This is a genomic window from Streptomyces sp. NPDC041108 (assembly GCF_055592645.1).
In genome coordinates, this window is record NZ_JBVIYK010000011.1 from 274,725 (window position 1) to 287,229 (window position 12,505).

The following is a 12,505-nucleotide window of genomic DNA, read 5'->3' on the forward strand; positions in this document are numbered from 1 at the left end:
GTCTCCCGTCCCTCACCTGGCTGCCGACCCTATCGGTGCCGGACCGCGCGGCCGGGGCCCGGCCGCGCGGCGGTGCGCCTCAGGCGGGCGAACCGGTCACGGAACCGCCCGACCTGGCGACGTGGTACGGCACCTCGGTGCCGCTCCAGAAGTGGAAGGTGAGCGTCACCCGGGAGCCGTCCCTCAGGGCGGCGAGGAACTCGGCGGTCAGCTTGATGGAGTCGTCGGTGTACGCCGAGAACGCGGTGTCCCACTGCTGGAACGAGGTCCAGCTCGCCGGGCCCGCTTTGCTCCCGTCGTCGTACCTGGCCTCCATGGTGGCGAGCCGGTCGCCCCGGAACCGGGTGGGGACGGACAGGCCGCCGGTGCCGCCCGAGGCGTTCGACAGGACCGGGCTGTCGTAGCTGATCAGATCGATCCGCCACGGCACACCGCGGGAGAACCTGGCCTCCAGCGTCGCGTTCACCCGTACGCCCGGTCGCCGGCCAGCTCGGTCAGCGCGGCGGCCGTGAGGGTGAGCCGGTTGCCGCTGACGGTGTAGTCCCTGCCCCTGACGAGATTGCGGGAGCCGTGCCGCAGTCCCTGGAAGCCGGTGCCGTTCGGGTTCAGGGTGAGGTCCTGGGCGGTGAGGGCACCCGACTTCGGAAGGAACACCAGGTCGCTGGAGGCGGTCCCGGAGCGGGTGGTCCAGCTCGATCAAGGGCCACCAGCCGTAGGAGTCGTGGTGCATGTTCAGCAGGACGTACAGGCCCTCGTCCAGCGCCAGGCCGACGACCTGGCGCACCTTCGCCATCCACGCCGGATCGATCGTGTGGGTTCGGGGCGGCGCCCTGGTGGCCGCCCCAGGTGACGGGCAGCCGAACGCTCCTGAACCCCTGTGACCTGACCTTCTGGAAGAGGGCGCGGGTCACAGGCGGGTTGCCCCAGGACGTCTCGTCGGGGATGGCGTCGTAGGTGTTGCCCAGGTTTCATCCGGGCTGCATGGCGGCGACCGCACTGCGGGCGACCGGGGAACCGGGACGGGGGCACGGGCGGATCGGCGGCCCGGGCGGTGGCGGGCAGCAGGGGGAGCAGGACGAGGGCCAGGACGAGTGCCGTCAGTCTGCGTGGGGGGTGCGACGGCCGGTGCCGCCGGGCCGGAAACCTTGCGAGTCTTCTCGTCATCATGCGCACCTTCGGGTTGGGGGGTGTGCGACACGTGGCGCCGGCGGAAGGCCGACGGAGATACAACTCAGGACGAGAAAGTTTCGCGCCGTGCGGTGGAGAAATTAACATGAGGAGGTGTCAGAGGCCACGGGTGCGGGGGTATCGGGATGCCAGAATGGGCGCCCACATCCACGAGAGGGGCGGACTGCCTTGGCGGACGACGCGGACGACGTGACCGAAGCGGCTGAAGCGGCCGAAACGGCCGACGGGCCGGCGGACAACGACGGCGCGGGGGGCGACACCTCTCGGCCGGTCACGATCGCGTTCATCGCCGAGTCGGCGGGTGTCTCGGTCCCCACCGTGTCCAAGGTGATCAACGGCAAGTCCGGCGTCTCCGCCGACACCCGCGCCCGCGTCGAGGAACTGGTCAACCGGTACGGCTACCGCAAGCCGTCCGGCGCCAACCGGAACAACGTGGTGGAGCTGGTCTTCCGCGAGCTGAAGCACATGTGGGCCGTCGAGATCATCCGGGGAGTCGAGCGGGTGGCCCGCAGGCACCGGGTGGGCGTCATGGTGTCCGAGTTCGGGCTGCACGACACGGACCCGCTCACCTGGGACGACACCGTCTCGCGGCGGCCGAACTGCGTCCTGTCGGTGGCCCAGCTCTCCGAGGCCGAGCGGGAGCAGTTGCGGGCGAAGGGCATCCCGTTCGTCGTCGTCGACCCGGCGACCGAACTGCCGGACGACGTCCCGTTCGTCGGGGCCACCAACTGGTCCGGCGGCCGGGCCGCGACCCGCCATCTGACCCAGCTCGGGCACCGCCGCATCGCCATGATCAGCGGCCCGCCGGACCAGCTGTACTGCAGCGCCCGCCTGGACGGCTACCGCTCCGCGATGGGGTCGGCCGGTCTGCCGGTCGAGCCGGAACTCATCGTGTACGCACCGCTCACCAGCGCGGACGGCTACGAGGCGGCACGTTCCCTGCTGGCGCTGCCGCATCGCCCCACGGCCGTCTTCGCCGCCAACGACCTTCAGGCGCTCGGGGTCTACCAGGCCGCCCGCGAGGCCGGCCTGCGCATCCCCGACGACCTGAGCGTCGTCGGCTTCGACGACCTGCCGGTCGTGGCCTGGGTGGACCCGCCCCTGACCACCGTTCACCAGCCCCTCACCGAGATGGCCGTGGCCGCGACCGAACTGGCGCTCACCCTCGGCCGGGGCGAGCCCGCGCCGCAGGCCGGCCTGGAGATCGCGACGACGCTGACGGTCCGCGCCAGTACCGCTCCCCCCAGGAGCTGACGCACGGGCTCATTGACCGTCCGGACACCCCCTGGCTAGCCTGATCGAGAAAGTATCTGTCCGAGTTGGAGAAACTTTCGAAACGGCGAAAGGACTCGATGAGGGTGACGAGCGTGTCCGAGACGGGACGCACCATCAGCAACCCGGTGATCCCCGGCTTCCACCCCGACCCGTCCGTCTGCCGGGCGGGCGACGACTACTACCTCGCGTGCTCCAGCTTCGAGTACTTCCCCGGCATCCCCCTCTTCCACAGCCGCGACCTGGTGCACTGGACCCAGATCGGCAACGCCCTCGACCGCCCGAGCCAACTGCGCCTGCCGCCGGACACCGCCTCCTCCGGGGGGCTCTACGCGCCCACACTGCGCCACCACGACGGCCGGTTCTGGCTGATCGTCACCAACGTCAGTGCCGACGGCAATCTGCTGTTCACGGCCACCGACCCGGCCGGCCCCTGGTCGGACCCGATCCCGCTGCCCGGCGTGCACGGCATCGACCCCGACCTCGCCTGGGACGAGGACGGCACCTGCTGGTGCACCACCGCCGGCGTCGGTCAGATCCGCCTCGACCCCCACACCGGACAGACGCTCGGCGAGCGCCGCCGGCTGTGGTCCGGCGGGCCCGGTGCAAAGGCCCCCGAAGCACCGCACCTCTACCACGTCGGCGACCACTGGTACCTGCTCATCGCCGAAGGCGGCACCGAGCGGGGCCACGGCGTCTCGGTCGCCCGCGGCAGCGCACCCACCGGCCCCTTCGAACCGGGCCCGGCCAACCCGATCCTGACCCACCGCGGCACCGACCACCCCGTCCAGAACACCGGCCATGCCGACCTGGTTCAGGGACCCGACGGCTCGTGGTGGATGGTGCTCCTCGGCGTACGGCCGGGCGGCGGCACCCCCGGCTGGCACGTGCTCGGCAGGGAGACCTACCTGGCGCCGGTCGAGTGGGTCGACGGCTGGCCCGTCGTCGGCGAACTGTCGACCGACATGCCCGCACCGCCCTGGCCCCTGGAACCCCCCGCCGCCCCGCCGGAGCGCCGGGACGACTTCGACGTCACCGACCTGGCCCCGCAGTGGATCTCGTTGCGCCGGCGCCCCCCGGAGGACTGCACCACGAAGGAACGGCCCGGCTGGCTGACCCTGCGCGCCCGCGGCGCCTCGCTCGACGACGCCGAGGTGACGTTCGTGGGCCGACGCCAGCAGCACCGGGCGTGCCGGGTGCGCACCCTCGCCGACGCGGGCGAGGGGCAGGCCGGAGGTCTGGCCGTCCGCCTCGACGAGCGCCACCACTACTCCGTCGAGGTCGGGTCAGGGCAGGTGCGGGTCCGGGCCCGCATCGGCCCTTTGCACACCGTGGTGGCATCCCGGCCGGTGCCTCCGGGGCCAGTGGTGCTCCGTGTGGAGACCGCACCGGTGCACACCATGACCGACGCGCGCACCGGACCCGACTTCGTCTCGCTCGGTTTCGAGGAGCAGGACGGCACCTTCGTCGAACTGGCCTCGCTGGACGGCCGTTATCTGTCCACGGAGGTCGCCGGCGGCTTCACGGGCCGGGTCCTCGGGCTGTTCGCCACCGCGGGAGCCGTGCACTTCGACTGGTTCGACCACGAGCCGCTGGAGGGCTGAGACACCGGGCCCGCACCGGCCGTTCACGCGGTCGCCCTCACCTCCGACCGCCGCTGCCGCCGGACGCGTTGCAGATCAGGGCCGGGGACGGGGGCGGCCGCCACCGGACGACGGGTGTACTCGTGCTTCGGCCGGTCGCAGGAGATCACCTACGCCTCCAGGATCCGGCAGGCCGGGGGAAGCGCCGAACTGCACGTCTGGCCGGGCGGATTCCACGGCTTCGACGGCCTCGTTCCCCGGGTGGCCCTGTCGGCCGACGCCCGGGAGGCCCGGCTGCGCCGGCTGCTGGGGCAATGGCCGTCGGTGGCCACGCACCACGCCGAACCACCCGCCCCGCGCGGTCGCGGGGCGGGTGAGGACGTCGGGAGGAGCGGGGTACGGCCGATCCGGTCCTGCCGGGCCGGGAGAGCCCCGGCCGGGTCCGCTCAGGGCGCCGCCGCGTCGCGGACGAGGGCGGTGTCGACGAACTGTTCGAAGCGGACGATGAGGCCGCCGCGTACGACGAAGTGGTGGGCGACCCGGACGTCGATGTTCTTGCCGGTGGTCCTGTGGGTGGCGGTGTAGCGGGCGAGGACGACGACGTTCTCGCCGTCGACGACGTAGGTGTCGTCGTGGGCGGTCCAGTCGTCCCAGTCCTTGCCGAGCTGCTCCATGACGTTGGCGGTGACGCCGTGGGGGGTGCGGTAGGTGCCGGCGAGGGGGAAGCCGGCCATCTCCGTCCATTCCACATCGGGGGCGAGGGTGGCGCGCAGGGCTTGAAGGTCGCCGGCGGCGGAGGCCAGGTACTGGCGGCGTACGACGTCGGCGGGGGCGGTGGAGGCGGCGGGGTGTGTGGGCTCGGTCATGGTCAGCCCCACGTCATCTCGCCCTTGGCGACCTTCGCGCCGAGCTGGGCGGCGATGAGCATGCCGTGGTCCGGGTAGCGCTGGACGAGGGCGGCGGTCAGGGCCGCGCCGTCGGCGGCCTTGGCGAGTTCCTCCTCGAAGGCGGCGAGGTAGCCGCGGGTGGCGGTGATGGCGGAGGCGTCGGCGGCCGTGTCGGGCAGGCGATGGCCGGGGACGACGAGCCGGGGGTCGAGGGAGGCCATCTCGTCGAGCAGGGCGATCCAGGCGGTGCGGTCGGCGGGGGTGGGGGTGTCGGCGACCCAGACGTGCTCCTGCTGGAAGAGCAGGACGCCGCCGAGGAGGGCGCGGGACTCGGCCTGCCAGAGGTAGTGGCGGTCGGGCAGTCCGGCGGGGCCGCCCTTGAGTTCGAAGCGGTGACCCTCCAGGGTGAGGTCGCCGGTCAGCGGGGTGAGGTCGACCAGGCGGGTGGGCAGGTTCGGGCCGAGCGCGGCCCATGCCTTGAGCTTGCCCTCGTAGGAGTGCTGGATGTGCTCGATGACGATCGGGGTGGCGACGAAGACCGCGTCGGGGAAGGCGTCGGCGACGACCTCGGCGCCGAAGTAGAAGTCGGGGTCGCCGTGGGAGACGAACACGGTGGTCAGCGTCCTGCCCGAATCGAGGATCTCGGCGACCAGGCGGTGCCCGTCGGCGCGGGTGAACCCGGCGTCCACCAGCAGCGCCTCTCTCTCGCCGGTGACGAGGGTGGCGGTCTTGTTCTTGCTGCCGGCCGGGAAGTCGAGGTCGAGGACCGTGAAGTCGAGGGTGCCCATGAGAGGACTCCTTGCGTGGGGTGGGGAGGGGGAAGGTCAGGAGGGGAAAGTGGCCGTGTACGACGCCAGCCGCCGGTCGACCTCGTCCGCGGTGGCGCGGCCGTAGGCCAGGGGTGCGACGGAGTCGCCTTCGACGGCGAGCAGGGTGGGGAAGCCGGTGACCCCCAGTTCCGTCGCGCGGCGGAAGTCGGCCCGGGCTGCGGCCCGCGCGTCGGGCGACTCGAACGCGGCCACGACGGCGTCGGCGTCCAGCCCGGCGGTCTCCGCGACCGCGCGGTAGGTGTCCGGGTCCGACAGGCTGTGGCCGTCGGTGTAGAAGACGTGCTGGACCTCCGTGGCCAGAGCGGCGGCCCGGTCGGGGGCGGCCTGGCGCAGCGCGGCGAAGCCCCGGGCGGCGGCCTCGGAGTCCATGACGAACGAACCGTCGGTGATCAGCCGCTGGTACCCCTCGCCGAACTCGGCGCCGGTCAGCTCGGTGATCTGCGCGTTGGCGCCTTGGATATGGCCGAACTCACGGATCGGCACCCGGCGGGATCCGGTGAACAGGCCACCGGAGACCACCTCCACCGGCAGTTCGGGGTGGCGGGAGGCCACCTCACGGAGGGCCGTGGAAAATCCGTGGCACCAGCCGCAGTAGGCGTCGAAAACGTAGACCAGCTTCATCATGACCTCAACAGGCGTGTGACGGCCCGCCCGGCGCGGGCGATCACCTGATAGAACAGTAACTGACGTGTCAGGTATTTCGGCAGATGCATGTGAGGTGGGTCACATGCTCTCACTGCCGGGGGAAACGTCGAGCCGGGACGTCGAAGCGGCACATCGGGCCGAGGGCGGTACGCGGACGGAGCGCGGTACGCGGGTGTGCGGAAGGCGGGGCGCGCGTCAGGGCAGCCGGGGCAGGACGTCCCGGGCCGTGTGGCTGAGGATGCGAAGGTCCTCGGTGAACCGCTCGCGGTCTGCCTCCGGCAGAGGGCCGAGGAAGTGCTCCTTGATGTTCTCGACATGGACCAGGGCCGCACGCACCGTCGTCTCCTCGCCCAGCGCGGTCAGCCGGACCAGCTTTCCGCGCCGGTCGGTGGGGGACTCCTGCCGGGTAACGAGCCCGGCCGCCTCCATGCGGTCCACCAGGCGGGTGGCGCCGCCGGAGGTGAGGACCTGCTCCTGGGCGATGGCCCGCATGGGCAGCCCCGGCTCGCCCGCCCGTCCGAGGATCAGCAGCACCTCGAACATCAGATGACTGATGCCGCACTCCACCTCCAGTGCCCGCCCGAGGATGTACTCCAGCCGGTTGGCCGCTCCCTGCAGCCGCCCGAACGCGAGCACGAGTCCGTGGTCGGCGGCCTCCTTGGCCGTACTGATGCCTGCCTGCTCACTCACGGCCGCTCCGCCCCTTCCCTGGTTCCGTCCGCCACCGTACCGATCTTGCCGCGGCCGAGGGGAGAGAGCGGCCGGCCGGACCGCGCATCGAGGCGCCGTGCGAGGGCGCCGTCCCCGGTGCCGCCGGCCACCGCGGGCGACGGGCGGCGGCACCGCCGGCCGTCACGCGCCCGGATGCAGTCCGAGCCGGCCGGCCGTCGGGGCGCCCTGGACCTCGCCGAAGTGCAGGGCGAAGGTCTGCTTCCAGCGCTCGGCCACGGCACGGTCGGCCATGAATCGGGGGAAGCCGTCCACGTTGGCCTGGGGATACTTCCAGATCGGCTGCAGACAGGCCGGGGGAGCGACGTCGGTGCGGACGGACCAGCCGTTGAAGGAGCCGTTCTGTATCTACGTCGACCTGCTCAAGTCGATCGCCGGGCCGGCCGGCATCGCCTTCGTCACCCGCAGCTCCGAGTCCGTCCTGGCCCCGCTGACGGGCAGGCTGGAGGCGTTCGGCCTCAGCACACCCGCATCACCACCCTCAACCGCCGCGATGCCGAGAAGACCTCGCGGTCCTGCGCTCGCTGGACCGACTCGCCATCGAGACAGCCGTCCCGGTCATGACCGACCATGACTTCCGGCGCATGCGTGCGGCCGACCGTGACTTCGAACGGGCTGTGGCCGCCGCCGACATCAGTGCCGCCCTGGACGCGGACGACCGCTTCCACGCCGTCCCCATCGCGGTCGCGGACAACCCCGTCCTCAGCCGGATCGTCGAGCAGCTCCACCCGCAGATCCACCGCATCCTCTACCGCAAGTTCTCCACCCTGCTCGGCGGTCGCAACACCATCGAACACCACGACGAACTCATCGACGTCTGCGCCGAGGGAGACGCCCGTTCCGCCGCCGAACTCTCCGGACGTCACTGGTCCGAACTGGGCGGACACATCAACCAGCTCTTCGACACCAACCAGTTCGCCGAGGCGGCCGCCGACCAGGGCACCGGCCGCCGTCTCGCCGACTGATCCTCGTCGAGCGCTCAGCCGTTCGCCGGCGCCGGCTCCGCCTCGGCCTGCGCCGGCACGGTCGGCTCCGGTGCGTCGGGAGCGGTGTAGTAGACGGACGACCCCTGCCGGCTGCGCTGGGCGTTGCTCTTGGCGACGAGTCCTTCGAGCGTCGTGCGGACGACATTGGTCTGGATACGGCGGTCGGGGTGCGCCTGGGTGAGCGCGGCGGCGACCTCGGCGGCGGAACGCGGTTCGCTCTGCTCCGTGAGGTGCAGGCGGATGAGCTCGACCAGGGTGGGCTGGTCCTTCTTCGGGGCGGAGGACTTCGGAGTCGAGGACTTGGGGGCCGTGGTCTTGGCGGCGGCGTTCTTGGGAGTCGCGGTCTTGGTGGCGGTCGTCCTGGTGGTGGCCGACTTCGGTGCCGCTGTCTTGGCTGCCGCGGGCTTGGTAGCCGCGGTCTTGGTGGCGGCGGGCTTCTTCGTCTTCTCGGCGCTCTGCGGGGGAGCGGCCTTCTGTGCCTTCTTCGCACGCGCCCGCTTGGCGGCCTGCGGACCGGCGGCGGTCTTCTGCCGAGGAACGGGAGCTACGACGACCTCTTCGGCCACGGGAGCGGGCTCAGGTGTCACGAAGCCGAGTGCCTGCTGCACGTTCGCCAACACACTGTGGTCCTGCTGCAGATTACGGAGCTGCTCCTGCAGGGCGTCGATCTCTCCGTGGAGACGCTCCTGTTCCTTGGCGTTCCGTTCGAGGTCGGCGGCGACCTGGGCGGTGTACTGCGCCTTGAGATCCGTCGTCTCCGAAGGCGTTTCGGTCATGGCAGTCCCTCCCGACAAATGGATGTGCTGTGTGCGGATGTTACTCACCCTTTGCTGTCTGCTACCCATGTGTCCGCACTGATTCCTACGAAGAGGGGGTGCCCGGGGTTGTTTCCGTCCGCGTCACCGCAGGCCGTGGCCGCTTCGTGGAGGGGGTGGGGCATGCGGCCCCGCCCGTCTGGCTGCGTGGTTCGGTGATGAGTGCCAGGCTTGTTCATGTGGCTCGGCCGACGGCCGTCACCTGTCGGAAGGCGGTGGACAGTGAGCACAGAGCCCTTGTCGGAGGACGACCCGCGCGTCACGCCGTACATCTGTGTGGATGGTGCGGCGGCGGGCATCGACTTCTATGTCGCCGTCCTCGGTGCTACGGAACGCATGAGGATGGCATCACCGGACGGCAAGATCCACCACGCCGAACTGCAGATCGGCAACTCGGTCGTCATGCTCGCGGACGAGTTCCCGGAGCTGGGGTTCCGCTCGCCCAGGTCGCTCGGTGGCACACCGGTGCACCTGTATGTGTACGTCGAGGATGTGGACGCGGTCTTCGCCGAGGCCCTCGCCAGGGGTGCCACCGAGGTGAACGCGGTCAAGGACGAGTTCTACGGCGACAGGGTCGGGCAGTTCGAGGACCCCTACGGCCACCGGTGGCATGTCGCGACACATGTGGAGGACATCCCGCCGGAGGAGATGGAGAAGCGCGCCAGGGAGGCCATGCCCGACTGAGAGGACGACGCCCTTAGGCGCTCCGGCGCACGGACGGACGGGTGTGACGCCTGTGGGCCGTTGACGACGTCGATGGGCCGGCGAATCTCCGTTGCCGAGGAGGCTCACCCACCGCGATGCTGAGCGCATGAGGTACTACGCATGCAGCTGAGGCTGCGTCAGTTCCGGCCCCGTAACGGGCCCCAGGAGCACCGTGTCGTCCAACCCCGACAGCCCCTCCGCCACACTTCACTGCGTGCTCCCCAGCCCATCGGCACGTTGCTCGGGGACCACGACGGACTGAACCGGCTGGCGGGGCTCTTCTCCTTCGCCGCCTACTCACGGCACACGATCGTCCATGTACCCCTGCGCGACAGCGTTCCGCCCGACGAGGGCGTGGGCGACCTGGTCGACCTCGTCCTGGCCCACCACACGCTCGGGCTGCGGCCCAGCCGATGGCCCGAGCTGCGCCGCAAGCTGGTCGGCGGTACTCCGCTGACCGTCCGCACCGACGAGGCACGCACGCACCGGGACTCCACCTCGTGGCGCGAACGTCACGAACGGACCGACGTCCTCGACGAGGTGCGGCACGCCACCCACGCCCGGACGTTCTTCCTGTTCGGCGGCCGGGACGTGTTCGCCTCGGCCGCCATGTCCCTCGCCCACGCGGCGGGTTGGGGCCCGCGTCAGAAAGGCGTCGCCAAGGGGCACTCGGCATTCATGACGGGGCTCACCACGTTGGTCCAGCCACCCGGCGGCGGGCACCCCCTCGAACTGCTGGTCTGCTTCAAACCGTATCCGCCCTACGCCCACTTCAGACGGCCGGGGCGGTGAGACCACCGACCGGTGTCACGGGCAGCCGGTTCTCGGCCGGCGGCAGTGGGCAGGTGGCCAGGTCGGCGTAGGCGCACGGCCGGTTGGTCGTCCGGTTGAAGTCCAGGACCACCGTGCCGTCCTCGACGGGTGTGCCGAGAGCGAGGGCTCGGTCGGCCGCCCAGGTCGTCTGCCCCCGCGCCGGACCGCCGCCGCCTGATCGTCAGGCCGACGGATCGTCGCGGCCTCCCGGTTTCCGTCCCCAGACGGTGAGCATGCCGGCCGACAGCGCGGCGCACTCGTCGGAGCCCAGGTACCGGACGGCCGCGTCGACGGCCGTGTCGTCGACCAGCCCGGTGGCGAGCATCGCTCCTCTGCTCCGCTCCCATGTGTCCGCCCAGAAGCGGCTGATGGCACTGCCCGGCAGCAGTGGCGGTACATGGATCTCGGCGGCGACGGACGTGAGCCCCACCGTACGGAGCAGGTGCGGGTACGACGGCACCCAGGAGACGTCGGTGCCGATGGTCGCCCGCAGCCCCTCCCACATCGCGCGCATGACCGTGGTGTACGGCGTTCCGGGCGTCCGGTCGCTCGTCAGGTCGACCGCGTCGCTGAGCACCAGCACACCGCCGGGCGCGACGAGTTCGGCCAGCGTCGCGATCACACGGTCGCGCTCGGGCAGGTGCATCAGCACGAAGCGCGCGTGGACGAGCCGGAACCGGCCGGGAGCGAAGTCCGGGGCGGTGACGTCGGCCTCCATCACCTCCAGTCCGGGTACGGGCCGCGCGCCGAGGAAGCGTACGTCGCGGTCCACAGCGACCACGCTCGTCACCCCGGCCTCGTCCAGCAGCCGCCGGGAGACGGTGCCCGTGCCGGCGCCCACGTCGAGGCACCGCCATCCCGGACCGGCCCCGAGGGCCCGCAGCCGCGCCATGGTGACGTCGTCGTAGGCGAGCGCGCCGAAGTCGATGCGCTCGCCCTCACCCGTCTGCTCGGGACGGAAGACGGCCTCGCCGTAGCGGCCTCCGCCCGGAGCGCCCCCGCGCGCGGCGCCGGTCATCTCGCGCCTCCGGTGACGGGCGGGGTGCGGTCCTTGCCGAGCCCCGGTGCCCGGTCGGCAGGGGAGGACGGGAACAGCGGGGCGCGGAACGCTCTCATGGCCGGACCTCTTCACGCGGTGGGGCAGTGCCGGGCGGCCCTTCCCCGGACCGCGACCCCATCGATCCTCCCCCTGCCGCAGCCCGCCCGGCCGAGGCGCGCCGTGCTGAGCCGATCGGACCTCGCGAGGCGGCGCACCGAGCGGCCGGTCCGATCAGCCCGCGGCGAGACGAACGACGTCGGGGCGGCGCACACCGACCATGTGTCGGAGTACACCGCCCTCGGGGGGACTGACTGCGGGAGGCAGGTGCCGTCGGCGTTCCGGTTACCTCGGGTCGCGGTCGAAGACCGACCTCGACCAGAAGTAGCCGAGCGCGGAGAGGCCCAGGCACCAGGTGACGGCGAGCCACCCGTTGTGGCCGATCTCGCTGCCGAGCAGCAGCCCGCGTACGGTCTCGATGGCCGGGGTGAAGGGCTGGTACTCGGCGATGGGCTGGAACCAGCCCGGCATCGCGTCGATCGGCACGAAGGTGCTGGAGATCAGCGGCAGGAAGATCAGCGGCAGCGCGTTGTTGCTGGCCGCCTCGACGTTCGGGCTGGACAGGCCCATGCCGACCGCGATCCAGGTGAGGGCCACGCCGAACAGCGCGAGCAGTCCGAACGCCGCCAGCCACTCCAGGGGCGTCGCGTCCGTGGACCGGAAGCCGATGGCCACGCCGACCACACCCACGAGGGCCACACTGGCGAGGGACTGCAGCACGCTGGCGACGACGTGTCCGACGAGGAAGGAGCCGCGGTGGATCGCCATGGTGCGGAAGCGGGCGATGATGCCCTCCGTCATGTCCATGGACACGGAGACCGCGGTGCCGATCGTGCTGCTTCCGAGGGTCATCAACAGCACGCCCGGGACGAGGTAGGCGATGTAGTCGGAGCGGTCGCTGCCGCCGATGCCGGCGCTCATCACGTCTCCGAAGATGTAGACGAAGAGCAGGAGCA

Annotated in this window: 14 protein-coding genes and 3 pseudogenes; 6 read left to right on the top strand and 11 right to left on the bottom strand. The window is 71.4% G+C overall.

Annotated elements, in window-relative coordinates; all coding sequences use genetic code 11:
* Positions 1 to 79: 79 nt before the first annotated feature.
* Both ACZ6BB_RS29060 and ACZ6BB_RS29065 read right to left on the bottom strand, forming a co-directional pair.
* A complete protein-coding gene (locus ACZ6BB_RS29060) occupies positions 80 to 466 on the bottom strand; it encodes a hypothetical protein (RefSeq protein WP_471618120.1) in 387 nt (128 codons plus the stop codon).
* On the bottom strand, positions 463 to 654 hold the full coding sequence (locus ACZ6BB_RS29065) for a X2-like carbohydrate binding domain-containing protein (protein WP_471618098.1): 192 nt from the start codon (positions 652 to 654) through the stop codon (positions 463 to 465). The genes ACZ6BB_RS29060 and ACZ6BB_RS29065 overlap by 4 nt, the downstream gene beginning before the upstream one ends.
* Positions 655 to 1,356: 702 nt before the next feature.
* Here ACZ6BB_RS29065 and ACZ6BB_RS29070 point away from each other — a divergent pair.
* From ACZ6BB_RS29070 to ACZ6BB_RS29080, 3 genes and pseudogenes are all read left to right on the top strand, one after another.
* Positions 1,357 to 2,442 (top strand): LacI family DNA-binding transcriptional regulator, encoded by a 1,086-nt coding sequence (locus tag ACZ6BB_RS29070; protein ID WP_471618099.1) that lies wholly within the window; start codon positions 1,357 to 1,359, stop codon positions 2,440 to 2,442.
* Positions 2,443 to 2,540: 98 nt separating this feature from the next.
* The gene (locus tag ACZ6BB_RS29075; RefSeq protein WP_471618100.1) at positions 2,541 to 4,064 is read left to right on the top strand and encodes a glycoside hydrolase family 43 protein; all 1,524 of its coding nucleotides are present in this window, start codon (positions 2,541 to 2,543) and stop codon (positions 4,062 to 4,064) included.
* 147 nt (positions 4,065 to 4,211) lie between these two features.
* Positions 4,212 to 4,358: pseudogene (locus ACZ6BB_RS29080) on the top strand (alpha/beta hydrolase); the annotation flags it as partial.
* Between the two features lie 131 nt (positions 4,359 to 4,489).
* On the opposite strand, the gene ACZ6BB_RS29085 reads toward ACZ6BB_RS29080, so the two are convergent.
* The 5 genes and pseudogenes from ACZ6BB_RS29085 to ACZ6BB_RS29105 all read right to left on the bottom strand — a co-directional run.
* Positions 4,490 to 4,921 carry a nuclear transport factor 2 family protein gene (locus tag ACZ6BB_RS29085; protein ID WP_471618101.1) on the bottom strand — a complete coding sequence of 144 codons (432 nt, stop codon included), beginning with the start codon at positions 4,919 to 4,921 and terminating at the stop codon, positions 4,490 to 4,492.
* The gene (locus tag ACZ6BB_RS29090) at positions 4,912 to 5,718 is read right to left on the bottom strand and encodes an MBL fold metallo-hydrolase (RefSeq protein WP_471618102.1); all 807 of its coding nucleotides are present in this window, start codon (positions 5,716 to 5,718) and stop codon (positions 4,912 to 4,914) included. The genes ACZ6BB_RS29085 and ACZ6BB_RS29090 overlap by 10 nt, the downstream gene beginning before the upstream one ends.
* 36 nt (positions 5,719 to 5,754) lie before the next feature.
* On the bottom strand, positions 5,755 to 6,381 hold the full coding sequence (locus tag ACZ6BB_RS29095) for a DsbA family protein (protein WP_471618121.1): 627 nt from the start codon (positions 6,379 to 6,381) through the stop codon (positions 5,755 to 5,757).
* Positions 6,382 to 6,600: 219 nt separating this feature from the next.
* Positions 6,601 to 7,095, bottom strand: a complete 495-nt coding sequence (locus ACZ6BB_RS29100) for a MarR family winged helix-turn-helix transcriptional regulator (RefSeq protein ID WP_471618103.1) — start codon at positions 7,093 to 7,095, stop codon at positions 6,601 to 6,603.
* 162 nt (positions 7,096 to 7,257) lie between these two features.
* Positions 7,258 to 7,482 (bottom strand): annotated as a pseudogene (locus tag ACZ6BB_RS29105) (ABC transporter substrate-binding protein); the annotation flags it as partial.
* A gap of 212 nt (positions 7,483 to 7,694) precedes the next feature.
* Here ACZ6BB_RS29105 and ACZ6BB_RS29110 point away from each other — a divergent pair.
* Positions 7,695 to 8,099, top strand: a complete 405-nt coding sequence (locus ACZ6BB_RS29110; protein WP_471618104.1) for an FCD domain-containing protein — start codon at positions 7,695 to 7,697, stop codon at positions 8,097 to 8,099.
* Between the two features lie 14 nt (positions 8,100 to 8,113).
* On the opposite strand, the gene ACZ6BB_RS29115 is transcribed toward ACZ6BB_RS29110, so the two are convergent.
* Positions 8,114 to 8,896 carry a hypothetical protein gene (locus tag ACZ6BB_RS29115; RefSeq protein ID WP_471618105.1) on the bottom strand — a complete coding sequence of 261 codons (783 nt, stop codon included), beginning with the start codon at positions 8,894 to 8,896 and terminating at the stop codon, positions 8,114 to 8,116.
* A gap of 261 nt (positions 8,897 to 9,157) precedes the next feature.
* Between ACZ6BB_RS29115 and ACZ6BB_RS29120 the strand changes: the two genes are divergently transcribed.
* The gene (locus tag ACZ6BB_RS29120; RefSeq protein WP_471618106.1) at positions 9,158 to 9,619 is read left to right on the top strand and encodes a VOC family protein; all 462 of its coding nucleotides are present in this window, start codon (positions 9,158 to 9,160) and stop codon (positions 9,617 to 9,619) included.
* Positions 9,620 to 9,760: 141 nt separating this feature from the next.
* Complete coding sequence (locus ACZ6BB_RS29125) at positions 9,761 to 10,432, top strand: hypothetical protein (RefSeq protein WP_471618107.1); 672 nt, start codon at positions 9,761 to 9,763, stop codon at positions 10,430 to 10,432.
* Here the strand turns inward: ACZ6BB_RS29125 and ACZ6BB_RS29130 are convergent.
* The 3 genes and pseudogenes from ACZ6BB_RS29130 to ACZ6BB_RS29140 all read right to left on the bottom strand — a co-directional run.
* Positions 10,413 to 10,607 (bottom strand): annotated as a pseudogene (locus ACZ6BB_RS29130) (DUF1684 domain-containing protein); the annotation flags it as partial. The gene ACZ6BB_RS29125 and the pseudogene ACZ6BB_RS29130 overlap by 20 nt on opposite strands.
* Before the next feature lie 27 nt (positions 10,608 to 10,634).
* A complete protein-coding gene (locus tag ACZ6BB_RS29135; protein ID WP_471618108.1) occupies positions 10,635 to 11,471 on the bottom strand; it encodes a class I SAM-dependent methyltransferase in 837 nt (278 codons plus the stop codon).
* Between the two features lie 363 nt (positions 11,472 to 11,834).
* A partial coding sequence (locus ACZ6BB_RS29140; RefSeq protein ID WP_471618109.1) for an ABC transporter permease occupies positions 11,835 to 12,505 on the bottom strand: 671 nt, incomplete at its 5' end.

What these genes read in the sequence shown, in the direction of transcription:
- ACZ6BB_RS29075 (WP_471618100.1), top strand. Translation starts at nt 2,541, where the DNA reads ATGAGGGTGACGAGCGTGTCCGAGACGGGACGCACCATCAGCAACCCG.
- ACZ6BB_RS29125 (WP_471618107.1), top strand. Translation starts at nt 9,761, where the DNA reads ATGCAGCTGAGGCTGCGTCAGTTCCGGCCCCGTAACGGGCCCCAGGAG.
- ACZ6BB_RS29115 (WP_471618105.1), bottom strand. Translation starts at nt 8,896, where the DNA reads ATGACCGAAACGCCTTCGGAGACGACGGATCTCAAGGCGCAGTACACC.
- ACZ6BB_RS29095 (WP_471618121.1), bottom strand. Translation starts at nt 6,381, where the DNA reads ATGAAGCTGGTCTACGTTTTCGACGCCTACTGCGGCTGGTGCCACGGA.
- ACZ6BB_RS29135 (WP_471618108.1), bottom strand. Translation starts at nt 11,471, where the DNA reads ATGACCGGCGCCGCGCGCGGGGGCGCTCCGGGCGGAGGCCGCTACGGC.
- ACZ6BB_RS29090 (WP_471618102.1), bottom strand. Translation starts at nt 5,718, where the DNA reads ATGGGCACCCTCGACTTCACGGTCCTCGACCTCGACTTCCCGGCCGGC.
- ACZ6BB_RS29110 (WP_471618104.1), top strand. Translation starts at nt 7,695, where the DNA reads ATGACCGACCATGACTTCCGGCGCATGCGTGCGGCCGACCGTGACTTC.